20 protein-coding genes are annotated in these 23,415 nt (G+C 63.8%); 11 read left to right on the top strand and 9 right to left on the bottom strand.

Annotated elements, in window-relative coordinates; all coding sequences use genetic code 11:
- Positions 1-40: 40 nt before the first annotated feature.
- Together OKW44_RS07045 and kdgD are read right to left on the bottom strand one after the other, a co-directional pair.
- Positions 41-1,399 (bottom strand): MFS transporter, encoded by a 1,359-nt coding sequence (locus OKW44_RS07045; RefSeq protein ID WP_018420818.1) that lies wholly within the window; start codon positions 1,397-1,399, stop codon positions 41-43.
- A gap of 190 nt (positions 1,400-1,589) precedes the next feature.
- On the bottom strand, positions 1,590-2,507 hold the full coding sequence (gene kdgD / locus OKW44_RS07040; protein WP_018420819.1) for a 5-dehydro-4-deoxyglucarate dehydratase: 918 nt from the start codon (positions 2,505-2,507) through the stop codon (positions 1,590-1,592).
- A 254-nt stretch (positions 2,508-2,761) separates the two neighbouring features.
- On the opposite strand from kdgD, the gene garD reads away from it, so the two are divergent.
- The 8 genes from garD (at position 2,762) to OKW44_RS07000 (ending at position 12,009) form a co-directional block, all read left to right on the top strand.
- Entirely contained in the window at positions 2,762-4,351 is a 1,590-nt protein-coding gene (gene garD, locus OKW44_RS07035) for a galactarate dehydratase (RefSeq protein WP_018420820.1), read from the top strand.
- Positions 4,352-4,451: 100 nt separating this feature from the next.
- On the top strand, positions 4,452-5,306 hold the full coding sequence (locus tag OKW44_RS07030) for an NAD-dependent epimerase/dehydratase family protein (RefSeq protein WP_018420821.1): 855 nt from the start codon (positions 4,452-4,454) through the stop codon (positions 5,304-5,306).
- Positions 5,303-6,232: an SMP-30/gluconolactonase/LRE family protein gene (locus tag OKW44_RS07025; protein WP_018420822.1), complete on the top strand. Its 930-nt coding sequence runs from the start codon at positions 5,303-5,305 to the stop codon at positions 6,230-6,232. The genes OKW44_RS07030 and OKW44_RS07025 overlap by 4 nt, the downstream gene beginning before the upstream one ends.
- Positions 6,233-6,843: 611 nt before the next feature.
- Positions 6,844-7,836: a TRAP transporter substrate-binding protein gene (locus OKW44_RS07020; protein ID WP_018420823.1), complete on the top strand. Its 993-nt coding sequence runs from the start codon at positions 6,844-6,846 to the stop codon at positions 7,834-7,836.
- A gap of 177 nt (positions 7,837-8,013) precedes the next feature.
- Positions 8,014-8,523, top strand: a complete 510-nt coding sequence (locus OKW44_RS07015; protein WP_035470962.1) for a TRAP transporter small permease — start codon at positions 8,014-8,016, stop codon at positions 8,521-8,523.
- Between the two features lie 13 nt (positions 8,524-8,536).
- Entirely contained in the window at positions 8,537-9,889 is a 1,353-nt protein-coding gene (locus OKW44_RS07010) for a TRAP transporter large permease (RefSeq protein WP_018420825.1), read from the top strand.
- A gap of 78 nt (positions 9,890-9,967) precedes the next feature.
- Positions 9,968-11,206, top strand: a complete 1,239-nt coding sequence (locus OKW44_RS07005) for a porin (protein ID WP_026225862.1) — start codon at positions 9,968-9,970, stop codon at positions 11,204-11,206.
- A 248-nt stretch (positions 11,207-11,454) separates the two neighbouring features.
- On the top strand, positions 11,455-12,009 hold the full coding sequence (locus OKW44_RS07000) for a putative glycolipid-binding domain-containing protein (RefSeq protein WP_026225863.1): 555 nt from the start codon (positions 11,455-11,457) through the stop codon (positions 12,007-12,009).
- Here OKW44_RS07000 and OKW44_RS06995 read toward each other — a convergent pair.
- The 3 genes from OKW44_RS06995 to OKW44_RS06985 form a co-directional block, all read right to left on the bottom strand.
- Positions 12,006-12,593 carry a GNAT family N-acetyltransferase gene (locus OKW44_RS06995; RefSeq protein WP_018420828.1) on the bottom strand — a complete coding sequence of 196 codons (588 nt, stop codon included), beginning with the start codon at positions 12,591-12,593 and terminating at the stop codon, positions 12,006-12,008. The genes OKW44_RS07000 and OKW44_RS06995 overlap by 4 nt on opposite strands.
- A gap of 76 nt (positions 12,594-12,669) precedes the next feature.
- Positions 12,670-13,578, bottom strand: a complete 909-nt coding sequence (gene sapR / locus OKW44_RS06990) for a sap1 transcriptional regulator SapR (protein WP_018420829.1) — start codon at positions 13,576-13,578, stop codon at positions 12,670-12,672.
- Positions 13,579-13,696: 118 nt separating this feature from the next.
- Complete coding sequence (locus OKW44_RS06985) at positions 13,697-14,584, bottom strand: DMT family transporter (RefSeq protein WP_018420830.1); 888 nt, start codon at positions 14,582-14,584, stop codon at positions 13,697-13,699.
- A gap of 111 nt (positions 14,585-14,695) precedes the next feature.
- Between OKW44_RS06985 and OKW44_RS06980 the strand changes: the two genes are divergently transcribed.
- Positions 14,696-16,135, top strand: a complete 1,440-nt coding sequence (locus OKW44_RS06980; protein ID WP_018420831.1) for an aminotransferase-like domain-containing protein — start codon at positions 14,696-14,698, stop codon at positions 16,133-16,135.
- Between the two features lie 45 nt (positions 16,136-16,180).
- Here OKW44_RS06980 and OKW44_RS06975 read toward each other — a convergent pair whose 3' ends face one another.
- From OKW44_RS06975 to OKW44_RS06965, 3 genes are all read right to left on the bottom strand, one after another.
- The gene (locus OKW44_RS06975) at positions 16,181-17,254 is read right to left on the bottom strand and encodes a TAXI family TRAP transporter solute-binding subunit (RefSeq protein ID WP_018420832.1); all 1,074 of its coding nucleotides are present in this window, start codon (positions 17,252-17,254) and stop codon (positions 16,181-16,183) included.
- Positions 17,255-17,509: 255 nt separating this feature from the next.
- Entirely contained in the window at positions 17,510-18,691 is a 1,182-nt protein-coding gene (locus OKW44_RS06970) for a hypothetical protein (protein ID WP_018420833.1), read from the bottom strand.
- Positions 18,692-19,122: 431 nt separating this feature from the next.
- Complete coding sequence (locus OKW44_RS06965; protein WP_018420834.1) at positions 19,123-20,658, bottom strand: MDR family MFS transporter; 1,536 nt, start codon at positions 20,656-20,658, stop codon at positions 19,123-19,125.
- Between the two features lie 117 nt (positions 20,659-20,775).
- Between OKW44_RS06965 and OKW44_RS06960 the strand changes: the two genes are divergently transcribed.
- Entirely contained in the window at positions 20,776-21,546 is a 771-nt protein-coding gene (locus tag OKW44_RS06960; RefSeq protein ID WP_018420835.1) for a TetR/AcrR family transcriptional regulator, read from the top strand.
- A 48-nt stretch (positions 21,547-21,594) separates the two neighbouring features.
- On the opposite strand, the gene OKW44_RS06955 is transcribed toward OKW44_RS06960, so the two are convergent.
- Positions 21,595-22,326: a ribonuclease activity regulator RraA gene (locus tag OKW44_RS06955; RefSeq protein WP_018420836.1), complete on the bottom strand. Its 732-nt coding sequence runs from the start codon at positions 22,324-22,326 to the stop codon at positions 21,595-21,597.
- 513 nt (positions 22,327-22,839) lie between these two features.
- On the opposite strand from OKW44_RS06955, the gene OKW44_RS06950 reads away from it, so the two are divergent.
- Positions 22,840-23,364, top strand: a complete 525-nt coding sequence (locus tag OKW44_RS06950; protein WP_018420838.1) for a response regulator — start codon at positions 22,840-22,842, stop codon at positions 23,362-23,364.
- Positions 23,365-23,415: the final 51 nt, after the last annotated feature.

Here is a 23,415-nt window from a genome sequence, read left to right as displayed (position 1 = left end):
AAGTACGATAACCACGACGATAACCAAGCCTATAACGGGCTCACGCCGGGCGCAACTCGACCCGCCGGATATCCTTGACGATCACCAGATAGCTGATCACCGTCAGCAGCGCGTTCGCGCCGACGAACACCAGTGCGCCATTGAACGAGCCCGTGCGCGCGACGAGATAGCCGATCACGATCGGCGTCACGATGCCGGCGACGTTGCCGAACATGTTGAAGATCGCGCCGGACAGGCCGAGCGCTTCCTTCGGCGACGTATCGGCGACGACGGCCCAGCCGAGCGCGCCGATGCCCTTGCCGAAGAACGCGAGCGACATCAGCGCGACGACGACCCAGTCGGTCGACACGTAGTTGCAGCCGATGATGCAGGTCGACAGCAGCATGCCGCCGACGATCGGCACCTTGCGCGCGACCGTCAGCGAACAGCCGCGGCGAATCAGCCCGTCCGACAGCACGCCGCCGAGCACGCCGCCGAGAAAACCGCAGATTGCCGGCAGCGAGGCCACGAGGCCCGCATGCAGGATCGTCATGCCGCGCGCCTGCACGAGGTAGATCGGAAACCACGTCAGGAAGAAGTAGGTCAGCACGTTGATGCAGTACTGCGCGAGATAGACGCCGAGCAGCATGCGGTTGCCGAGCAACTGACGCACGAGCGTCCAGCCGCCGGCCTTCGCAACATCGTCCGGGCCCGTCTTGCGCGCACCGTTGACGAGTCCGCCGCCTTGCTCGATGTACTCGAGCTCGGCGCGCGACACGCGCGGATGGTCGGCGGGATTCTTCATGACCTTCAGCCACGTCAGCGCGAGCAGCAGCCCGACCACGCCCATCACGACGTAGACCATCTGCCAGCCGAACGCGTGCGTGAGCCACGCCATCAGCGGCGTGAACACGACCGCGGCGAAGTATTGCGCGGCGTTGAAGATCGCCGACGCCGTGCCGCGCTCGTTGGTCGGGAACCAGCTCGCGACGACCTTCGCGTTCGCCGGGAACGCCGGCGACTCGGCCGCCCCCATCACGAAGCGCAGTACGAACAGCGCGGTGATCGCCGCACCGGCGCTGCCGAGCAGGCCGACCGAGCTCTGCAGCAGCGTGAACAGCGACCACGAGAAGATGCTCGCCGCGTATACGCGGCGAGCGCCGAAACGGTCGAGCAGCCAGCCGGCCGGCAGTTGCGACAGCACGTAGGCCCAGCTGAATGCGGAAAAGATATAGCCCATGCGGATCGCGTCGAAGCTGAACTCGGTGCGCATCGCGGAACCGGTGACAGACAGGGTCGCGCGGTCGGCGTAGTTGAGGGTCGTGATCACGAAGATCAGCAGCAGGATCCCGTAGCGGACCTTGGTGCGTGCCGCGCTAGAAGCGGCGTCGGTGGAACCGGCCATGCGGCTCAAGTCCATGGGTCATCTCCTGTATTGTCGGGCGAGGTGTGGTCTGCGCGCCGGCCGGCCCGCAGACCACCTGTCTGTCGTGCAAAGACGCGAACGCCCGGCGACGTTGCCGTGCCGGGCGTTCACAACGGGGCCGTCTATGCGGCCCTCGTCGATGAGGCTCGCGAGCTTCTTCGCTCGAAGCCCTGACGCCGGTGCCTTACTGCGGTCCGAGCTTCTTGATCAGCGCGTCGAGCTGCTCCATTTCTTCCGGAGTCAGGTCGGTCAGCGGTGCGCGCACCGGACCTGCGTCGTGACCGACCAGCTTCGCGCCAGCCTTGACGATGCTGACCGCGTAGCCTGCGCGGCGGTTGCGGATCTTCAGGTACGGCAGGAAGAACTCGTCGATCAGCTTGCCGACCGTCGCGTGATCGTCAGCGGCGATCGCGCGGTAGAAGTCCATCGCGGTCTTCGGGATGAAGTTGAACACCGCCGACGAGTACACCGGCACGCCCAGCGCCTTGTAGGCGGCAGCGTAGACTTCCGCGGTCGGCAGGCCGCCGAGGTACGAAAAGCGCTCGCCGAGGCGGCGGCGGATCGTCACCATGTTTTCAATCTCGCCCACGCCGTCCTTGAAGCCGATCAGGTTCGGGCAACGGTCTGCCAGACGCTCGAGCATGTCGGCGTTGAGCTTCGAGTTCGCGCGGTTGTAGATGATCACGCCCATGCCGGGAACAGCCTTGCAGACCTCTTCGGCGTGGTCGGCGATACCGTCCTGGCTTGCTTCGGTCAGGTAGTGCGGCATCAGCAGGATGCCGTGCGCGCCGAGGCGCTGCGCTTCCTTCGCGTAGGCGATCGCCACGCGGGTCGGGCCGCCGGCGCCGGCGAGGATCGGTACCTTGCCCTTGCAGACTTCGACCGCGGTCTTGACTACTTGCGTGTAGTCGTCTTGCGTCAGCGAGAAGAATTCGCCCGTGCCGCCGGCGACGAACAGAGCCGAAGCGCCGTACGGAGCGAGCCATTCGAGACGCTCTGCGTAGGTGTCGGCGCGGAAGTCGCCTTTAGCGTCGAAGTCGGTGACGGGGAAGGACAGGAGGCCCTCCGAAACGATCTGCTTGAGTTCCTGCGGTGTCGTCATGATCAAATATCCAGGCGTCGGATTGAGTCGTTGTTGGTTTCAACCAGTACAACGGACGTCGTACTAGTAGAAAATCTTTGGAAATCAGATTTCTTATACGTCATCGTACAACAACAAATCCGGTAACTCAACGGGGTTTTCACGGCATAATGCACTCTATAGGGTAAATACGGAACATCCAGGCAAAACTTCATGTTGTAGGATGACGTATGATTAATGGCGAAGCAGGCCTATCACGCCTCAAGGATCGATCAATGGAACAAACTCCGCTCTACATCCGCGTTCATCCCAATGACAATGTCGCGATCGTCGTCAACGACGGGGGTCTTGGCGAGGGCGCGGTATTTGCTGATGGCCTCAGGCTGCGCGAGCGTGTGCCGCAGGGCCACAAGGTCGCGCTGGCCGATCTCGCCGAGGGCGACGAGGTCATCCGCTATAACGTCGTGATCGGTTATGCGCTGAAGCCGCTGCCGAAGGGTAGCTGGATCAACGAACACGTGATCCGCATGCCGAGCCCACCGGGACTCGAAGACCTGCCGATCGCCACGACCAAAGCGCCGGACATGCCGCCGCTCGAAGGCTACACGTTCGAGGGCTACCGTAACTCGGACGGCTCGGTGGGCACGCGCAACATTCTCGCGATCACGACCACCGTGCAGTGCGTCGCCGACGTCGTGCAACACGCGGTCACGCGCATCAAGGCCGAGCTGCTGCCGAAATATCCGAATGTCGACGATGTCGTCAGCCTCGGTCACACCTACGGCTGCGGCGTCGCGATCGACGCGCCCGACGCGATGGTGCCGATCCGCACCGTGCGCAACATCGCGCTGAACCCGAACTTCGGCGGCGAAGTGATGATGGTGAGCCTCGGCTGCGAGAAGCTGCAGCCCGAGCGTCTGATGCCGCCGGGAACGATTCCGATCGCGGCGGCAGCGGTCGTCGACGACGTCGCGGACATCGGTGATGTCGCGCTGGACCAGAACGGCGACGTCGTGGTGCTGCAGGACGAATCGCACGTCGGCTTCCAGTCGATGATCACGTCGATCATGAGGATGGCCGAAGGGCATCTGAAGCGCCTGAACAATCGCCGTCGCGAAACCTGTCCGGCGTCGGATCTGGTGATCGGCGTGCAGTGCGGCGGTAGCGACGCGTTCTCGGGCCTGACCGCGAACCCGGCCGTCGGATTCGCAACGGACCTGCTGGTGCGCGCCGGCGCGACCGTGATGTTCTCCGAAGTCACCGAAGTGCGCGACGGCGTCGATCAGCTGACCGCGCGCGCTGCCAATGCGGACGTCGCACAGGCGATCATCCGCGAGATGCAGTGGTACGACGATTACCTGAAGCGCGGCGGCGCGGACCGCAGCGCGAACACGACGCCCGGCAACAAAAAGGGCGGCCTGTCGAACATCGTCGAAAAGGCGATGGGCTCGATCGTCAAGTCGGGCAACTCGGCGATCTCCGGCGTGCTGTCGCCGGGTGAGAAGGTCAATCAGAAGGGCCTGATCTACGCGGCGACGCCGGCCAGCGACTTCATCTGCGGCACGCTGCAGGTCGCCTCGGGCATCACGGTGCACGTGTTCACGACCGGCCGCGGCACGCCGTACAGCCTCGCCGAAGTACCGGTCATCAAGGTCGCGACGCGTTCGGACCTCGCGCGTCGCTGGCACGATCTGATGGACCTCGACGCCGGCACGATCGCGACCGGCCAGTCCAGCATCGAGGAGGTGGGCTGGGAACTGTTCCGCCTGATGCTCGAAGTCGCGAGCGGCCGCAAGGAAACCTGCGCGGAGAAGCTCGGACTGCACAATGCGTTGACGCTGTTCAACCCGGCGCCAGTGACCTGAGCAGGCACCTTGCCCCGTCCATACTCAGGCGAGCGCCGGTCCAGCCGGCGCTCGCTTTTCCGTTCAGAAGACCCGATCGCAATCACAACATCAAAGAGACATGACCGATTTGAACGTTGACCGCTCCGCGGCAAAGAAACCCTTCCGCCGTCTGCTGCTCACCGGCGCCGCGGGCAACCTCGGCAAGCAACTGCGTCCCGCGCTCGCGCAATGGGCCGACATCGTGCGCGTGTCCGATATCGCTGCGCTCGGCGAAGTCGCCGCGCACGAGGAAGCGGCCGTCGTCAATCTCGCCGATGAAGCAGCCGTGCACGCGCTGCTCGAAGGCGTGGACGCGGTGGTGCATCTCGGCGGCATCTCCGTCGAAGCGCCGTTCGAGGACCTGCTCGAAGCGAACATCCGCGGCCTGTACAACGTGTACTCGTCGGCGCAAAAGCATGGCGTGAAGCGCGTCATCTACGCGAGCTCGAATCACGCGGTGGGTTTCCATCCGGTGACGTCGGTTCTCGATACCGAAGTGCCGCTGCGTCCGGACGGCATGTACGGCGTGACGAAGTGTTTCGGCGAATCGCTGTCGCGCTACTACTTCGACCGCTTCGGTCTCGAGACCGTGTGCTTGCGGATCGGCTCGTCGTTCGAGCAGCCGAAGACCGCGCGCATGCTCGTCACGTATCTGAGCTACCGCGATTTCATCGAGCTCGTGCGCTGCTCGCTGTTCACGAACCGCGTCGGTCACGCGATCGTCTACGGCGTGTCGAACAACCGCATCTCGTGGGTCGACAACACGAACGCCGCGTTTCTCGGCTACCGTCCGCAAGACAGCTCGGCGCAGTTCGAACACCTGTTCCCGCCGAGCGCCCCCGACACGCGCTTCGACGACCCGACCCAGCTGTACCAGGGCGGCCCGTTCGTGCTGGCCGGTCCGATGGAGCCGCAGCGGGAGCCTGAACAATGAGCGCGAATCCGCAAGTGGAGCGCTTCGAAGCGGCCGGTCCGTTGCCCGCGGCCACCGGTGAAAGCCCGGTCTGGCGCGCGGCCGAGCAGGCGCTGTATTGGGTCGATATTCCGGCGAAGAAGATCGTGCGCGGCTCGCTCGAGACGGGCAAGCGCACCGCATGGCTGCTGCCGGAGCAGGTTGCCTGCATCGCGTTCGATCGCGCCGGCACGGTGCTCGCCGGCTGCGAGACCGGGTTGTTCGCGGTCTCGCTCGAGGACGCGTCGAAGGCGGCGAGCGGCGAGCCTCTGACAGCGTCGCTGCGCAAGCTCGCGGCGCCTGAATTCCCGCACGGCGGAATGCGTTTCAACGACGGCCGCTGCGACCGGCAAGGGCGATTCTGGGCCGGCACGATGGTGATGGACATGGCCGCGGCGATCCCGGGCGGCGCGCTGTACCGCTTCGACGAGAAGGGCGTGCTGTCAGCGCCGGTCGTCGATTCGCTGATCACGCAGAACGGCCTCGGCTGGTCGCCGGACGGCACGACGATGTACCTGTCCGACTCGCATCCACTGCGCCGGCTGATCTGGGCGTTCGACTACGACGTCGACACCGGTGAGCCGCGCAACCGCCGCGTGTTCGCCGACCTGCATCACTATTCGGGCCGTCCGGACGGCGCGGCGGTCGATGCCGACGGATGCTACTGGATCTGCGCGAACGACGCCGGTCTGCTGCTGCGTTTTACGCCGCAGGGCAAGCTTGACCGGCAGGTTCCGGTGCCGGCCATCAAGCCTGCCATGTGCGCGTTCGGGGGCCGCGATCTCGATACGCTGTTCGTCACTTCGATTCGTCCCGCCAACGGCGCGAGCGAGCACGACGGCCACGTGTTCGCGCTGCGGCCCGGCGTGAGCGGGCTGCCTGAGCCCGAATTCGCAGGGCAACTGTAACGTTGCTTGCATGAAGCATGCGCCGGGACGAAGTTTTTCTCCCGGCGTTTTCATTTTTTGGGACCATTCGTGTGGCCCTTTATTCGTCACTCGTCGTACAACATGTAGCGCAAAGACCACGACGCCACGTATTTCTTCAGCAAAAATACAACAGCTTCACAGACTGTACGATTCCGTCCCCATCCAATGCCAGACGGCGCGGGGCCATATTGCATGCCACGCCGGTCATCCGTACCGACGCTTTTCTTGATGCGGGTAAATACCGTCTGTACAAGATAAAACCCCTTTTATAGACTTCGTATGTTGTCGTACAACATATAAGCCCAAACAAATGGCTTTCTGTATTCGTGTGACAGTGCAATTCGGTGGGTTTTCAGGGCATTCGTGCCGCTGCGGTCGATGCGGCATGCATGTCCGAAGCCGGCCGGCGTGATTGAAGTAAGTAGTCGAGTTGTCGACTGGAGTGCTGGGTCAACTGTGCCGGGGAAGTCGCGCAGCCAGTACGGCCAACGCCCGCACCTGCGAGGGCAGTGAGCGTGAAGCCGGAGACGCGTCAAAACCATGTCACATCCGCTGTTGCTGGGATGGTCTATTTTTCAAGGAATGTCACGATGAACAAGAAGTTTGCCTCTTCCCATGTTTCGATGATCGTCGCGGCCGCGGCGTTGGCGTTCAGCACGATGTCGGCTGAAGCGCGCGTGTTCCGCGTCGCCGATGTGCACGGCGACACCTTCCCGACCAACATGGCCGTGAAGTACATGGGCGAGGAGATCAACAAGGCGACCGGCGGCAGGGACTCCGTGAAGGTGTTCGGCAACAGCGCGCTCGGTTCGGAAAACGACACGATCGACCAGGTCCGTATCGGCGCGCTCGACATGGCGCGTGCCAACGGTGCTGCGTTCAACGAAATCGTGCCGGAATCGATGATCCCGTCGCTGCCGTTCCTGTTCCGCGACGTCGACCATTTCCGCAAGGTCATGTACGGTCCGGAAGGCCAGAAGATCCTCGACGCCTTCACGGCGAAGGGCATGATCGCGCTGACGTTCTACGAGAGCGGCGCACGCTCGATGTACGCGAAGAAGCCGATCAAGTCGCCGGCTGACATGAAGGGCCTGAAGGTTCGCGTGCAACCGTCCGACCTGATGGTCGACGAAATCAGGGCAATGGGCGGCACGCCGACCCCGATGCCGTTCTCGGAAGTCTATACGGGCCTGAAGACCGGCCTCGTCGACGGCGCCGAAAACAACCTGCCGTCGTACGAAGAAACCAAGCACTTCGAAGTCGCTCAGGTCTACTCGGAAACCCAGCATTCGATGACGCCTGAAGTGCTGGTGTTCTCGAAGAAGGTGTGGGACACGCTGTCGCCGCAAGAGCAGCAGATCATCAAGAAGGCCGCGGCCGACTCGGTGCCGTACTACCAGAAGCTGTGGACCGCGCGCGAAGCCGACGCACAGAAGGCCGTCACGAAGGGTGGCGCAACGGTCATCGCGCCTTCGCAGATCGACCGCGCGGCTTTCGTGAAGGTGATGCAGCCTGTGTGGGCGAAGTACGAAAAGACCCCGCAGATGAAGCAGATCGTCGACGAGATCGAAGCAATCAAGTAAGTCTCGCGTCCCGGACGCAATCAGCAATTGCAGCGCTTGTCGCAACAGCGGCGTGAATGGTCCCGCGAGGAAACTCGCGAGACCTTCCGCCGCGCGATTTCGCGCGCGCGTGCGGATCGCGTCGCATCGGGACGGCTGAATCTCAAGCACAGGTCGGTCGTAAGCAAGGACAGGGTCATGAGTTTCCTGAAACGCCCAAATGATTTTCTTTTTCGCGTGCTGCTGGTCGTGGCGTCGCTTAGCCTCGCCGTACTTTGCCTGCTCGTGATTTATAGCGTGGTGATGCGCTACGTGTTTAGCGACGCGCCCGATTTCGTTGAGCCCATCGCATTGCTGCTGGTGATCCTGATCGCGATGTTCGGCGCCGCGCTGAAGGTTCGCGAGGGCGGTCACATCGGACTCGACTCGCTCGTCAAGAAATTGCCCGAGAAAGGCCAGGTGATCGCGAAAGGGATTCAGCACCTGTGTCTGGTCGCTTTCGCGGTGGCGGTCTTCGTCGGTTGTCTCGAGATGGCGGAAACCACGATGGGCGACCGCATTCCGATCATCGGCGTGCCGGAAGGCGTGCGCTACTGCATCCCGATCTTCGCGAGTGTGTGCATCGCGTTGTTCTCGATCGAGCATCTGCTCGAGCTCTTCGCGGGGAAACGGGAAGAGCCGGCGCTCGAACTCTCCGCCACGGAATAAAAGTAGAACCATCATGGAACTTGCCCTTCTTACCGCCAGTTTTCTAATCTTCCTCTTCCTCGGGGTTCCGGTTTCATTCGCGTTGGGCCTGTCCTGCGTTCTGACGTACCTGTTCGAAGGCTTGCCGACCGCGACCGCGATGCAGTCGATGATCTCGGGCATGAACGGTTTCTCGTTCCTCGCGGTCCCGTTCTTCATCTTCTCCGGCGAGCTGATGCTCCACGGCGGCATCGCTGATCGCATCCTGCGTTTCGCGCAGGCCACGGTCGGCCATTTCCGTGGCGGCCTCGGCATGGCCAACGTAGTCGCCTGTACGCTGTTCGGCGGCGTGTCGGGTTCGCCGACCGCGGATACGTCGGCCATGGGCGGCGTCGTGATCCCGCTGATGAAGCGCGAAGGTTATAGCGCCGCATACGCGGTCAACGTGACCACGCACTCGTCGCTCGCCGGCGCGCTGATGCCGACGTCGACCAACATGATCATCTACGCGTTCGCCGCGCAAGGCGTGAGCGGCGTGCTGAACGGCAAGCAGATGAGCGGCGTGTCGATCGGCGATCTGCTGTTCTCGGGTCTGTTGCCGGTGCTGTGGGTGATGGGCTTCGTGCTGATCGCCGCTTACTGGCAGGCTGTCAAGTTCGGCTATCCGCGCCGTCCCGACGGTTCGACCGAACTGCAGCGTTTCCCGGGCTGGATGGCGGTGCTGCGCACGTTCATCGGCGCGGTGCCGGGTCTGATGGTCATCGCGATCATTCTGTTCTGCGTGGCGCGCGGTATCGCCACCGCGACGGAGGCGGCCGCGATCGCCGTGGGTTATTCGCTGATATTGACCATCGTCGTGTATCGCTCGCTGTCGATGAAGAAGCTCGGCCATGCGCTCGGCAAGGCCGCGAAAACGACCGGCGTGGTGTTGCTGCTGATCGGTGTGTCGAACATGCTGCGCTTCCAGATGGCCTATCTGGAGATCCCGGAGGCGATCGAACGCATGCTCGACGGCGCGACCTCGCTGCCGTGGCTGATGTTGTTGTACATCAACGTGATTCAGGTGTTCCTCGGTACGTTCGTCGACATGGCGGCGCACATCCTGATCACAACCCCGCTGTTCCTGCCGATGGCCATGCACAACGGGGTGGGCCCGGTTCAGTTCGGCATCATGATTCTGCTGAACTGCGCATTGGGTCTCGTGCATCCGCCGATTGGCTCGGTGCAGTTCATTGGTTGCGCAATTGGCAATGTGTCGATAGGTGAAACTACTAAGGTGGCGTGGCCGTATTACCTCGCTATCTTCTCGGCGATCAATATTGTCACCTATGTCCCGTGGTTCTCGACGTGGTTGCCGAGCATCATCAACGGTCACCCGGTGTTCTGATCTAAATAAAAACGTATTTCCCACACTCAGCGGCGCTCGCATAGGCCGCATTAGAAAGTTTTTAACAGAGGAGTAGAAATGAAAAAGACTCTCTTAGCTTCGGCCTTGGGGTTGGTCGCCCTGGGCGCACACGCGCAAAGCAGCGTGACGCTTTACGGTATCGTCGATACGGGGTTGGGTTGGCAGAACAGCTCGACGACGCTGAGCCCGACGTCTGGCGCCGCATCGGCCCGTCCGTCGCCGGGCGGTGCTTCGCAAGTCAAGATGATCAACGGCATTTGGGCTGGTAGCCGTTTCGGCCTGAAGGGCTCGGAAGACCTGGGTGGCGGCACCAAGGCCATCTTCCAGTTGGAAGAAGGCTTCAACAGCGCAACCGGCGCGCAAAGCGTGTCGGGTCTGATGTTCAACCGTCAGGCATGGGTCGGTATGACGAACGCGCAGTTCGGTACGCTGACGGCTGGCCGCCAGTACACGTCGTACTACACGATGCTGTCGCCGTACAGCCCGACCACGTGGCTGACCGGTGCATACGGCGCGCACCCGGGTGATATCGACTCGTTGGATACGGTGTACCGCGCGAACAACTCGCTGGTCTACACGTCGCCGAGCTTCGGCGGTCTGACGGTCAGCGGTTCGTACTCGATCGGCGGCACGCCGGGCAGCTTCAGCGCCGGCCAGACGTGGAGCGTGGCAGCACAGTACCTGAACGGCCCGATCGGTATCGCTGCAGGTATCCAGCGCATCGACAACGGCAACTCGAACGGCGGCCTGTGGGGCGCGAACTCCACGCTGATCAACAGCACCACCCCCCCGATTGCGGCGCCGGCCAACTCGGCAATCAACAACGGCTTCCAGACCGCAGCGAAGCAGCAGCGCATCGCAGTCACGGGCGGCTACGCGTTCAACTCGGCGTGGGACGTCTCGTTCGCATACTCGAACGTTCAATACGCTGCGGGTACGGGCTCGTTCTTCCACGACACCCAGATCTGGAATACGGGTGGTGCAGTGCTGCACTGGAAGCCGATCTCGGTGCTGGACCTGGCCGCTGGCTATAGCTACACCCGTGCAACGTCGTCGAACGGTATCCAGAGCACGGCTAGCTACAACCAGTTCAACCTGTCGCAGTACTACACGCTGTCGAAGCGTACCGGCCTGTACGCGCTTGAGGCGTTTCAGCGCGCTGGTGGCCAGACGCTGGCAGGCAACGGTAAGACGATCATCGACGCAACCGCAAGCATCGGTGACGGTCAGAACGGTTCGCCGGCGTCGTCGCGCAGCCAGGTCGCTGTCGGCGTTGGTATCATCCATAAGTTCTAAACAGTTACTGAATACGTGGCGGCACGTTGTTTTGCCGCCACATCGACGCGTTTTTTTCGCGTCGTCAGTCTCGCAAAGCTGCCCACATTACGTGCGCAGCTTTTTTTTCGATGCTTCATTTTCATGCATCGCAGGCGCTGGTCTCGCCAGCGGTGCCAGATCTGAGTTGGGATTGCCTCGCGCGCGGGCTTTCGCGTTACGATGAGAACCCGGCGCGCTTTCCCGCGCCGTTTCGCGAGGAGACGCCGATGCGTGAATTACGATGGGCTTCGGAAGAGGGCGACGGCATCGAACATCTGGTATTCGATGCGCGCGACGATGGCTTCGCCGTTGAAAGCGTCGTGGTCGGGCAGCGCTATGGCAAGGCGTACGGGCTGCATTACGCGGTGCGCTGCGACGCGCGCTGGCGCACGCGCTACGCGCGGCTAAAGATCGTCGGCGGCGGCGAGCTGGAGCTGCATGGCGATGGCGACGGCCACTGGCACGACGGGCACGGCCTCGCGCTCAGCGCGATCGAAGGCTGTATCGACATCGATATCGCGGCGACGCCGTACACCAATACGTTGCCGATCCGTCGGCTGCAACTCGCGCAAGGCGAACGTCAGCCGATCGAAGTCGCGTATATCTCGACGCCAGACTTGCAGGTCACGCGCGCCGAGCAGGCATACACGTGCATCGAGTTGAATGGCGAGTACCGCTACGAAGGCATTTTTCGCGAGTTCACCGCGAATTTGCGCGTGGATAGCGATGGTCTCGTTATCGACTATCCGACCTTGTTCACGCGTTTGCCGCGCGCGCGTTAGGTTTTGCGTTCGGCGTCGCCTGCTGCGTTTGAATCGTCGTCGGGCCCGGTCGACGCGCCGCGGCCGAGCGGGCGTTGCATCAGCGTCGTGTCGAGCCAGCGACCGTGCTTGTAGCCGACAGCCTTCAACGTGCCGGTCAGCTCGAAGCCGAGTTGCGCGTGCAACGACAGTGAGCCGCCGCTGCCGCCATCGGCGATCACCGCGATCATCTGACGCCACGGTCCGGTCTCGCAACGTTCGATCAGCGCCTGCAGCAGCAGGCGTCCGATGCCGCGTCGGCGATACGCGTCGTTGACGTAGATCGAGTCTTCGATCGTGTTGCGATAGGCGGCGCGCGGGCGATACGGCGTCGCATAGCAATAGCCGGCCACGTCGCCTTCGATCTCCGCGACCATATATGGCAGGCCGTGGCTGCGCACGCTTGCGAGCCGCGCGCGCAGATCGTCGACGGACGGCGGGGCTTCTTCGAACGACGCGACACCGGTCAGCACGTGATGCGCGTAGATCGCCTGGATCGCGGGGAGGTCGGCTTCGCTGGCGTCGCGGATCAGCGGGGCGTCGAGCGGAGGGCGGGGTGAACTCATGCGGGGTCCTGTCGAGGCGGGCGCAGTTTAGCGGAAGTATTCACTATGCCTGTCGCCGGGGCGGAATTGAAGCGGGTCAAAGGTCGAATTGATCGAACTCGCTCTGCAGCTCGCGATTACGCGCCACGCGTTCGTCGATAGCCGGTCCACGCCGTTCGACGACCGCCGAGATCAGCAGATTGAACAGGCACGTCAGCGGCGCGAGCGAATCCCAGAACTGACCGACGTCGGTCTTCACCTGCAGCAGATCGCCTCCGAAATCGCGCGCCCACGGACAGTAGATATCGGTGACGAGCGCGAACGGCAGGCCGCGGCGCGAGGCCGCCTGGCAATAGCGTCGCGCGATCGTCGAGTAGGTGCGCGTGTCGGTGACGATCAGATAGGGCGTGCTGAATTCCGAGTTCAGCGAATCGACGTAGGAACCCGACATGCCGTCCGAATAGAACACGCGTGGGCGGATGTATTCGAGATAGCTGTAGAACGCGTTGCTGATGCCGCGCGTCGATTGGATGCCGAGGATGTAGACCGCATCGGCGTTCGTAATGCGCTCGGCGACGCGCGCGAAGGCCGGCGAGCGCGCGAGTTCGTACACGTGCCGGATCGCGCCGATCTCGAGTTCGAGCGATCGGGCGAGCGCGCCGTCGCGCGGCGAGGAGCCATCAGCGACGCTCGGTTCATGAAGCTCACCGGTTTGCGCGCTGTCGCTCGGGCCACGGCGGAACGCGTGGAGCCGGTCCGTGATCAGCCAGGGCCGCTGCTGCGTGCCGCGCAGCTCGCGTTTCAGATCGTCGAGATTGCGATAGCCGACGCTACGTAGAAAGCGGCCGACCGAAATGCCGCTGGTGCCGGCTTGCTGCGCGATCTGATCGGCGGTCTCGAGGCCGAGCCGGTCGAGATTCGCGAGCATGTAGCTGGCGACGCGTTTCGACGTCGGCGTGAGTTCGGCAAAACGGGCTTCGACGGTTTGGGCAAAAGCGGTCGTCATCGTCAGTCGCGGCGCGGGGCGCTGGTTGTGCCAATCTGCGAAATGATGACATATCGATCCACGGCTCGCGCAATTCGATCCTGAAAAAGTCTGCTCGCCGTGCGACGGTCGAGCCGCGTCAGACCGGCCGCCGCACCGGCGCGGCGCGCGAAAAATGCCGTGCGCCAGCCACGCAGGCGACCACGATCACGGTGACGATGATCATCGATGGCGGTACCTGCTCGTGCAGCAGCACGCCGGCGAGCAGCAGTCCGAAAAACGGCTGCAGCAACTGCAATTGGCCGACCGCCGCGATGCCACCGAGCGCGAGCCCGCGATACCAGAACACGAAGCCGATCAGCATGCTGAACAGCGACACGTACGCGAGTCCCCACAGCGCGGCGGCGCCGACACCGTCGAACGACACGGGCCGCGTCCACCATGCGAGCGGCAGCATCAACGGCATCGACAGCACGAGCGCCCACGAAATCACCTGCCAGCCGCCGAGATGACGCGACAACCGCGCGCCTTCCGCGTAGCCCAGCCCGCACACGACGATCGCCGCGAGCATCAGCGCGTCGCCGAGCGGCGAGGCGTCGATGCCGTGACGCAGCGCGAACGCGGCAACCGCCGCGCTGCCGAGCGCCGAGAACAGCCAGAACGCCGGCTGCGGGCGCTCGCCGCCGCGCAACACGCCGAAGATCGCGGTGGCGAGCGGCAGCAGGCCGATGAACACGACCGCGTGCGCGGCACTCACATGACGCAGCGCGAGCGCGGTCAGCAAAGGAAAGCCGACCACGACGCCGAGCGCGACCACGACGAGCGGCAGCAGATCGCGCCGCTCCGGGCGCGTCTCGCGGAACACCAGCAACAGCAGCAGGCCAAGGATGCCCGCGATCGTCGCGCGCGCCACGGTCAGAAACACCGGATCGAAGCCCTGCACGGCAAGCCGCGTGGCCGGCAGCGAGCCGCTGAAAATCAGCACGCCCGCGACACCGCTGAGCCAGCCGTTGGTGGTTTTGTCCATGGCAAACGTCCCTGCGCTGAAAGAGTCTCATGATGCGCGCCGCGGCCGTAAACGTTAAGCTACAGATCAGTACAGTTCGCCCAAACTGTACCGAACATGGGAGCAGTACAGATGGCGGAAAGCGAGAACAACGAGACGGTGCCGGGCACGCGTGTCGGCCTCGTGATGACCAATCTGCGGGAGCGTATCGCGAGCCGCTCGCTGATGCCGGGCGCCCGCGTGCCGTCAATCCGCGCGATGACCGACACGCTCGGCGTATCCAAGTCGACCGTGGTGGAAGGCTACGACCGTCTCGTTGCGGAAGGGGCGATCATCGCGCGGCGCGGCTCGGGCTTCTTCGTGTCGGGCCATGCGCCGCCGCTCGCGCTTGCCGATCTTGGGCCGCGGCTCGATCGCGAGGTCGATCCGCTGTGGCTCACGCGGCAGTCGCTGGAGACCGGCTCGAAAGCGCTGAAGCCCGGCTGCGGCTGGATGCCGGCTTCGTGGTTGCCGGAAGATGGCGTGCGGCGCGCGCTGCGCGCGGTCGCCCGTGATCCGCAATCGCTGCTCGCGGATTACGCGAGCCCGGCCGGCTTGCCCGCGCTGCGTCAGCAGCTTGCGTGGCGGCTTTCCGCGCACGCGGTCGATGCGCCGCCCGAGCAGATCCTGCTGACCGACGGCGGCACCCATGCGCTCGATCTCGTATGCCGCTTCCTGCTCGAACCCGGCGACACGGTGCTGATCGACGATCCTTGCTATTTCAATTTCCAGGCGTTGCTGCGCGCGCATCGCGTGCGGATCGCGAGCGTGCCGTACACGCCGCAGGGACCGGATCTCGCGGCGTTCGAGCGCGTTCTGGTCGAGCAGCGTCCTCGGCTCTACGTGACGAACTCGGCGATCCACAATCCGACCGGCGCGACGCTCGCGCCGGCCGTCGCGCACCGGCTGCTGAAGCTCGCCGGCGAGCACGATCTGCTCATCGTCGAGGACGACATCTTCGCGGACTTCGAAGACGAAGCCGCGCCGCGCCTTGCCGCATTCGACGGCCTCGCGCGCGTCGTGTCGATCGGCAGCTTTTCGAAGACGCTGTCGGCGGCGGTGCGCTGCGGCTATATCGCGGCACGCGCCGAATGGGTCGAGCCGTTGATCGATCTGAAGCTCGCGACCTCGTTCGGCAATGGTCAGCTCGCGGCGAGCGTCGTGCATCGGATGCTCGTCGACGGTACCTATCGGCGTCATCTCGAGTCGATGCGCGCGAAGCTGGCCGATGCGATGGGAGAGACCATCAGGCGTCTCGGCTATGCGGGCCTCGATATCTGGACCCGGCCGCGCGCGGGCCTGTTCGTATGGGCGCGCTTGCCCGGGGCGCTCGATGCCGCCGACATCGCCCGTCATGCGCTGACGGCGGGCGTCGTGTTCGCGCCGGGCAACGTGTTCAGCGCGTCGCAAGCGGCGGCGGGCTTTCTGCGTTTCAACGTGTCGCAATGCAATCGCCCGAAGGTGTACGAGGCATTGCAACGGGCGATGGAAGCGTGCACGGTGTCGGCCGACGCGGGACGCGAGCGGGTCTGAGACGAACTCAAGCGAAGCAGGCGTTCGCGGTCCCCCGCTGCAGCGTTATTTGCACAGCAGAAGCATCCGTTCTTCTTCCGAGCAAGGCGTGTGCGGTTTCGGCCCGGGTTGCGCGGCCGCCGCGCTCATCGCCGCGCTGCGGTTCGCGAGACACGCGCGCAGATGCTTCTCGACCGGACCGTAGTACTTCCACCCATGAACGAGCGTCGGCAATTCGAGCTTCACCTGTTTCCATTTCGGATGGCCATGCTCCTGCAGATTGTCGAAGTTCGCGCACAACGAGTCGGCGAAATGATTCAGATTGCTGACTGTGTCGCGCAAGCCGTAATCGTAAGTGACCAGAAACGCTTTGACGGTCAGACCCGGCACGTCTTCCTTCAACCAGCCGGGGTAGCTGCTTTGGCGGATCGTAGTCGGAAAGTAGGTGTGCTTCGCGCGATTCGTCTCGGGCGCGTTGGGATCGACGGGCAACAGACGCAACTGTGACAGCAGGTCGGGTTTCATGTCGTTGAACAGCTTTGCCGGCTGCCCGACCACGATGATCGCGACGTCGATCTTCTTCACGATCAGCGCGGCGAGCGCGTCCTCGTTGCTCAGATGCACGACGTTCTGCTCGGGAATCGGCTGGCCGAACATCAGGCGGTAGAGCGTCGTCGCAGACTGCGCGGTGCCGCTGCCTAGCAGGCCGACGCTGATGGTCTTGTCCTTGATGTCGGCGAGCGTTTTCAGCGGCGAATCCGCCCGCACGACGACGTTAATTTCCTCGTCGTAGAGCGGCATAATCAGTCGCAGCGGCCGGATCGTCGTGCCCGCATCGGGGTTGCCCGAGTTGGCCATGTCGATGAACGCCTGGTACACGTCGGACTGCACGAGCGCGAGCTTCACGCCGGGCTCGAAACGCATGCGCTGCACGTTTTCCGCCGAGCCTTTCGACGCCACCACTTCGAGGTCGATGCCAACCGGCTGGGCCACCCATTTCGACAGGTCATTGCCGATCTGGATATAGGTGCCGCGCTCCGGCCCGGTGACGATCTTGTAGTGCGCCGGTTCCGCGCCGGCCAGCGAACATACGACCAGTACCACCAGGCCCAGCCAGCCCGCGAGAAGTCTCTTCAGCATGGTCTTTCTACCTATCGGTCAGGTTGATCCCGCTTCACGCGTGGCGCGTGGAAGCACCAGTGATCCGGTTGCCATGTCATGTTCAAACTGCTGCCAGGGTCGCTCCGTCTGTTTCCGCTCAGAGGACGCACGATAATGTGCGAATCGGCACAGACGGCGGCCATTTGATCTGGTATGCCAAGCAATGTTTTGCGCGACGGCACAGCAGTTTGCGTCTCCTGGACCCTGTTCGGACCGTCGCGTCGCGCGTGAGCGCTAGTTGCTCCGCGGTGTCGCGGTTCTCACGACACCGACGTTCGTTGCGGTCACGATCAGTTCGCCGGGCGCTTGCATGCCGACGGGCAGCGGTGCCTGCGCTTGCGCGAGCGGCGCGCCCGGCGCGGCGTCCGTCGTCGCATGCGGCGGAGTCAGCGGCGCCCAGCCGGTCTCGCGAATGACGCGCTCGAGGATCACTTTCGCCGCGTCGTTGCCGCTGTCGATCGCGAGCGCCTCGTTCGCGTGCTGACGCGCGCACGGCCACGACTGCTGCGCGACGCAGGCCTGCGCGGCCTGTAGCGCAGTATCGCGACGCTGGACGAGCGGCCGCATCTGATCGGCCAGACCCTGCGCGTCGCTGTTTCCAGGTTGTAACGTTTGCGCGGTGGCGAGAGCGGCTTGCGCGGCGGACAAATCGTTCGCGCGGAACGCTGTCCTCGCGACCTGCAATGCTTGTCCGGCGTCGCGGAATTGCGGCGCGGGCCGCATGGGCGTCGCGGCCATCGGCGGCGCGGCAGGCGGCGCAGCTGGTGTCGCTGGAATGACGGGAGCCGCGGGCGCGACGGGCGCGGGCTTCGCCGCCAGTTCGGTCACGGGCGGTGGCGCGGGCTTGGCCGCGGCCGGCGCGTGCGTGGTCTGTGCTTGAGCAATCACAGGCGCGGAAGCAAGCGGCGCAATCATGCCGGTCGTTGTTCTGGCATCCGTCGTAATCTGCTCCACGCCTTTATCTTCCGATTCGCCGCCGTCGCTGAATAGCGTATAAGTGACATACGCCAGGCCGATTGCGACAAGCGCGCCGATCACGTACAGCACGCGCCAGATCGTCTGCGCAGTGTTGGGCGGCGCATACATCGGATCTTCGTAAGGCGGGATACTGGTGTCGGTCGACACGAGCGCCGTGTGCATGACCGGCTCGGTCTGCAACAGGGGTTCGGACGTCATCGCGGCAGCGGCGATGGCGGGCTGGTCCCGTCTGCCGAGCTCGTCGTCGAAACGGGGCAGGGGCTTGTGCGTGGCGCTCGCGCGGCTGCCTGGAATACCGGTGCGGATGTGCGGATCGTCCTGGTCGAACGGATGCGCAGCGCCACAGTAGGGGCAGGCGTCGACTTGTCGGTACAGTGCGCCACCGCAGCGTTTGCAGGGCGTGGGGAAACTTTGGCCGGTTGCTGTCTGGGTGGACATGCCGTGGACCCACCTTTGGAAAACGATGCCATAAAGGCATGCTTCGGATCGTGTTGAGGCAGGAGCCTTGTCCGCGGAATCACAATCCACATGCGCCGGAGGTCGCGGAGACGTAGGCAGCGGCTGCGTTTCCACGGTTTCCAATATGTGGTGTTTCACGGGGGACGTCAACGCGGATGGCCCCTGGATTGTGTGCGCTACCGCTCATTTGGAGGTATGAAGAAACCCTGGCCATACAATCGAAACGAGTGTATGTGCCTGTTGTTTCACGACAAATGGAAGACAACCGGAAGCATCGCGCTGCATGAAGTGAGCGCGACAAAAAAACAACGAGGCCGACGCGTCGTGCGTGCGCCCTCGTGATCAACCTGCGATCTGGCGCTTGCCGGTACGCATTTGCATCAGCTTCCCGATCAGGCGTCGAAGTACGCTCAGTGCTTGCGCAACGGATGATCCTTCAGCAGCCATGCGAGCACGAAGGCGAGCACCACGACGCAAGCGGCCGACAGATACACGGTGTGCAACGCACCCGAGAACGCATGCAGATAATCGTTGCGCAATGCTTCGGGTAGCTGATGAATCGCTGCGGGACCCAATGCCTGCGGAAGTTCGGTGTCGGACGGGATCAGCTTTTCGAGGCGTCCGGCGAGGCCGTTCGAGAACACCGCGCCGAAGCCGGCCACGCCGATCGAGCCGCCGATCGAGCGAAACAGCGTCACGCCCGACGTCGCGACACCCATATGCTTGAATTCGACGGTGTTCTGGACCGCGAGGACCAGCACCTGCATCACCATGCCGAGGCCGCAGCCGAGCAGACCCATGTACAGATACATCACATGAATCGGCGTATCGATCTGCAGGCGCGCGAGCAGCAGCATCGCCACGGAGACGAGGAACGTGCCCATGATCGGGAACAGCCGGTACTTGCCGATCCTGCTGATCACGCGGCCCGTCACCATCGACAGGATGAACAGGCCGCCCATCATCGGCAGCATCTGCATGCCGGCTTGCGACGGCGTGGAGCCCTTCACGACCTGCAGATAGAGCGGAATGAACGTCACGGAGCCGAACAGCGATACGCCGATGATGAAGCTCACGAGGCTGCTGATCAGAAACGTGCGCTGTTTGAACAGTCCGAGCGGCATGATCGGTTCGACCGCGCTGCGTTCTTCGTGAATGAATCCCCAGATCGCTACGAGGCCCATGCCGAGCGTGAACCACAGTTGCGGCGACGACCACGGCAGGATCGTGCCGCCCTGACTCGTGAACAGGATGATGCAGGTCAGCGCGCCGGCGAGAAACGCGGCGCCCATGTAATCGACCGTGTGCTTCACGTGGCGCACGTGCGGCGTGAACACCGCGCCGATCACGACGAGCGACAGGATGCCGAGCGGCAGGTTGATATAGAAGATCCAGCGCCACGTCAGATGCTCGACCAGAAAGCCGCCGAGCAGCGGACCGATGACGGTGGCGAGGCCGAAGATGCCGCCGAACACGCCTTGGTAGCGGCCGCGCTCAGCGGGCGGAATCACGTCCGCGATCGCCGCCATCGTCACAACGAGCAGGCCGCCGCCGCCGAACCCTTGCAGCGCGCGCAGCACGATCAACTGACTCATGTTCTGCGCGATGCCACACAGCGCCGAGCCGACGAGAAAGATGACGATCGCCGTCTGCAGCACGATCTTGCGGCCGAACAGGTCGCCGAACTTGCCGTACAGCGGCACGACGATGGTCGAACTGAGCAGGTAGGCGGTCACGACCCACGACAGGTTATTGAGCCCGCCCAGTTCGCCGACGATGGTCGGGAGCGCGGTCGAGACGATCGTCTGGTCGAGGGCGGCGAGCAGCATGACCAGCAGCAGCGCCGGAAACAGCAGCCGGATCGGCGGATGGTCGGCGGCGGGCGCCGCCGTGCGCGGATCCTCGGGCGCGGAGTCGACTGACAGGGTCGTAGCGGGTTGTTCCATGGCGGCAATGCATTGAAATTAATTAACTGAGAGATTAATATATTCGACATCGCCTCTCACGTCAAATTCCATGCAATGACAAGGATCTCGTCTGACGACGCCGCGACGCACAGTGCCGTGACAGATACGGAGCCGCCCGCGCGAATTGCCGCGAAAGAGCGCGACGCGTCGAAGCCCAAACTCAAGGCAGCGCCAACGGATATTCACGCCGCGAATTTCGGAAGCAGCGCGCCGGCTGGGTCGGCCGCCCGCCGCCCCGGCCGACCGTCGGGCGCCGCGCGCGGCCCCGAGCAGCGTGCGCGCTTGCTCGACGCCGCGCTGACGCTGTTCGCGAGGCAGGGGATCGTCGAGACATCGCTGGGTGAGATCGCCCGCGAGGCCGGCTTCACGCCCGCGATGGTGCACTACTACTTCAAGACGCGCGATCAACTGCTCGACGTGCTGATCGACGAGTGTTTCGCACCGTTGCGCGCGAGCCTCGGGCTGCCGTTTCAGGAGAATCCCGACGATCCGGTCGCGGCAATCACGCAACTCGCGGAGCGGCTCGTGCAGATCGCGAGCGACAACCCGTGGTTCGCGTCGCTGTGGGTGCGCGAAGTGATCAGCGACGGCGGGCTGCTGCGCCAGCGCATGCATGAGCGCTTTGGTTTCGAGCATCAGAAGGCGTCGCTGCTGGCGATCGCGCGCTGGCAGAAGGAGGGGCGCCTGAATGCATCGCTCGAACCCGCGCTCGTGTTCGTCACGCTGCTCGGCATGACGATTCTGCCGCTTGCCACTTCGAAGCTGTGGCGCAACGATCCGTTGCGCCGCAGTATCGGCGGCGCGGAGATTGCGCGGCACGCGGTGGCGTTGCTGGTTCAGGGCATTGGGCCCGGCAAGGGCGATTGAACTGGCGCCCGGTGTGGCACACCGGTCGCCGCATCCTTTGAAAACGCCCTAGACTTTGCGATTTTTCTTCCACTCGTCGAACGCCGCCTTCGTCTCGTCGTTCGGCGGATAGGTGCCGGGCAGCGCGGCGCCGGCACGAATCCTTTCGGTGAGAAACGCCTCGAGTTGTTCCTGCCCGGCTGCGGCTTGCGCGACGTCGTCGGCCATCTTCAGCGGAATTACCACAACTCCATCCACATCGCCGACGATCACGTCGCCCGGAAACACCGCGACCCCACCACAGCCGATCGGCACGTTGATATCGACCGCGTGATGGCGGATCAGATTGGGCGGCGCGCTCGCGCCGGCGCAAAACACCGGCATGTCGAGCGCGGCGATCGTCGCGCTGTCGCGCACCGGGCCGTCGGACACCATGCCGACAACACCGCGCACCTGCAAACGAAGCGACAGAATCGAACCGAACGACGCGCTGCCGCGCTCGCCGCGGCAATCCTGCACGAGCACGTGGCCCGGCGGAATGGTCTCGACGCATTTGCGTTGCGCGTACTCAGGGTCCGCGAATAGCTCCAGTACGTCGATGTCTTCGCGCGATGGGATGTTGCGCAGCGTGAACGCCGGCCCGACCAGATTCGCGCCGCGCCGCGGACCGAGCGGCGCGACGCCCTGCATGAAGGTGTTGCGCAGACCGCGTTTGAATAGCTGCGTGGTCAGCGTGGCGGTGCTGACGTGACGAAGGATGTCGAGCGTCGCGGCGGAAAGCGCGGGCGATGTGGCGGACATGGTGTCGGTTGACCTCGGGTTGAGATGAGGGGGCATCGATAGGCGCGCGTGCGCGCCCACGATGATAGCGCCGCGACATCACCGGTTAGCAGGCCAGCGCCATTCATCGCCGCGACATCGGCAACCGCGACCGAGCCCTTCTTTACGTGACGCGAACCGCTGCAACGCGGCACGCGACGTGCTTACAGTGTCGTCGGATGCGAGCGACGCAAAACGAACGACGGCGCCGCGTTGCGCAAACAATACGAAGGACAGAATCGATACCGGGCGGAGAAGGCCGTACGAACGGGGTTCGTACGAACCGCGCCGGAACATCGGGTGCCGGCGATCGGCGAGCCGCGGATAAACTGCGGACTCAGCAGCTAAAGCGCGGTATGCGTCGAGCGTCGTTTTTTCATCGACGTGCAATTTTGGCGCGTTACCGTGCGCAGGCGTTGTACTCGGGAAGATGTTAAGCAATGTTTTACATCGCGGACCTGTCTGCAACCCGGCGTGCGAAATCGAGTCGGAATCATGGACAGCAACACCCTGGCCGCGCGAATCAGCGGCAATCAGCAAAATGAAATACAAGGTGAAACCTTGGCCTCCTCGGACGGCCTAACCGGTTTTTCAGAGCAACAACATACGATGAACGCAGCAATGAGGCTCGATCAGGCCACGATCGTGCTGGTGGAGGACGACCCGGACAGCCGGGAATCGTTGACCTTGTTACTCGAGGCGGAAGGCGCGAAGGTCTGCGCGGTCGCCGATGCGGAAGAGGGCGTCGTGGCGGCAATGCGTTTGCTTCCCGACGCGGTCGTCTGCGACCTCGACTTGCCGGCCATGGATGGCTTCTATCTGATCCAGCGGCTGCGCGACCACGAGATTTGCGGCGGCCATTCCCCCTCGGTGGCGGTGGCCCTCACCGGCCATACCGACGACGCATACCGCCTGCGCAGCATCGGCGAAGGCTTCCAGCATTTCATGACCAAACCCGCGTTACCCGAAGCGCTGGTGACGCTGCTGCACGACGCGATCGACGCCCGCGCGGCAGGTTGATCGACGCTTCGCAGCGGCTCGCACGGCCGTCGACGCTTCGCTGCGCGTCAT

The sequence above is a fragment of the Paraburkholderia lebeckiae genome (assembly GCF_050436325.1).
Lineage (GTDB): Bacteria > Pseudomonadota > Gammaproteobacteria > Burkholderiales > Burkholderiaceae > Paraburkholderia > Paraburkholderia tuberum.
Note: the sequence above shows the minus strand (reverse complement) of the source record. Positions and strands in the feature narration are given on the sequence as shown.

What these genes read in the sequence shown, in the direction of transcription:
- OKW44_RS07030 (WP_018420821.1), top strand. Translation starts at nt 4,452, where the DNA reads ATGACCGATTTGAACGTTGACCGCTCCGCGGCAAAGAAACCCTTCCGC.
- sapR (WP_018420829.1), bottom strand. Translation starts at nt 13,578, where the DNA reads ATGACGACCGCTTTTGCCCAAACCGTCGAAGCCCGTTTTGCCGAACTC.
- OKW44_RS07015 (WP_035470962.1), top strand. Translation starts at nt 8,014, where the DNA reads ATGAGTTTCCTGAAACGCCCAAATGATTTTCTTTTTCGCGTGCTGCTG.
- OKW44_RS06965 (WP_018420834.1), bottom strand. Translation starts at nt 20,658, where the DNA reads ATGGAACAACCCGCTACGACCCTGTCAGTCGACTCCGCGCCCGAGGAT.
- OKW44_RS06985 (WP_018420830.1), bottom strand. Translation starts at nt 14,584, where the DNA reads ATGGACAAAACCACCAACGGCTGGCTCAGCGGTGTCGCGGGCGTGCTG.
- OKW44_RS06970 (WP_018420833.1), bottom strand. Translation starts at nt 18,691, where the DNA reads ATGTCCACCCAGACAGCAACCGGCCAAAGTTTCCCCACGCCCTGCAAA.
- OKW44_RS06995 (WP_018420828.1), bottom strand. Translation starts at nt 12,593, where the DNA reads ATGAGTTCACCCCGCCCTCCGCTCGACGCCCCGCTGATCCGCGACGCC.
- OKW44_RS07000 (WP_026225863.1), top strand. Translation starts at nt 11,455, where the DNA reads ATGCGTGAATTACGATGGGCTTCGGAAGAGGGCGACGGCATCGAACAT.
- OKW44_RS07045 (WP_018420818.1), bottom strand. Translation starts at nt 1,399, where the DNA reads ATGGACTTGAGCCGCATGGCCGGTTCCACCGACGCCGCTTCTAGCGCG.
- OKW44_RS06955 (WP_018420836.1), bottom strand. Translation starts at nt 22,326, where the DNA reads ATGTCCGCCACATCGCCCGCGCTTTCCGCCGCGACGCTCGACATCCTT.
- OKW44_RS07010 (WP_018420825.1), top strand. Translation starts at nt 8,537, where the DNA reads ATGGAACTTGCCCTTCTTACCGCCAGTTTTCTAATCTTCCTCTTCCTC.
- kdgD (WP_018420819.1), bottom strand. Translation starts at nt 2,507, where the DNA reads ATGACGACACCGCAGGAACTCAAGCAGATCGTTTCGGAGGGCCTCCTG.
- garD (WP_018420820.1), top strand. Translation starts at nt 2,762, where the DNA reads ATGGAACAAACTCCGCTCTACATCCGCGTTCATCCCAATGACAATGTC.
- OKW44_RS06950 (WP_018420838.1), top strand. Translation starts at nt 22,840, where the DNA reads ATGGACAGCAACACCCTGGCCGCGCGAATCAGCGGCAATCAGCAAAAT.
- OKW44_RS06975 (WP_018420832.1), bottom strand. Translation starts at nt 17,254, where the DNA reads ATGCTGAAGAGACTTCTCGCGGGCTGGCTGGGCCTGGTGGTACTGGTC.
- OKW44_RS07005 (WP_026225862.1), top strand. Translation starts at nt 9,968, where the DNA reads ATGAAAAAGACTCTCTTAGCTTCGGCCTTGGGGTTGGTCGCCCTGGGC.
- OKW44_RS07025 (WP_018420822.1), top strand. Translation starts at nt 5,303, where the DNA reads ATGAGCGCGAATCCGCAAGTGGAGCGCTTCGAAGCGGCCGGTCCGTTG.
- OKW44_RS06980 (WP_018420831.1), top strand. Translation starts at nt 14,696, where the DNA reads ATGGCGGAAAGCGAGAACAACGAGACGGTGCCGGGCACGCGTGTCGGC.
- OKW44_RS07020 (WP_018420823.1), top strand. Translation starts at nt 6,844, where the DNA reads ATGAACAAGAAGTTTGCCTCTTCCCATGTTTCGATGATCGTCGCGGCC.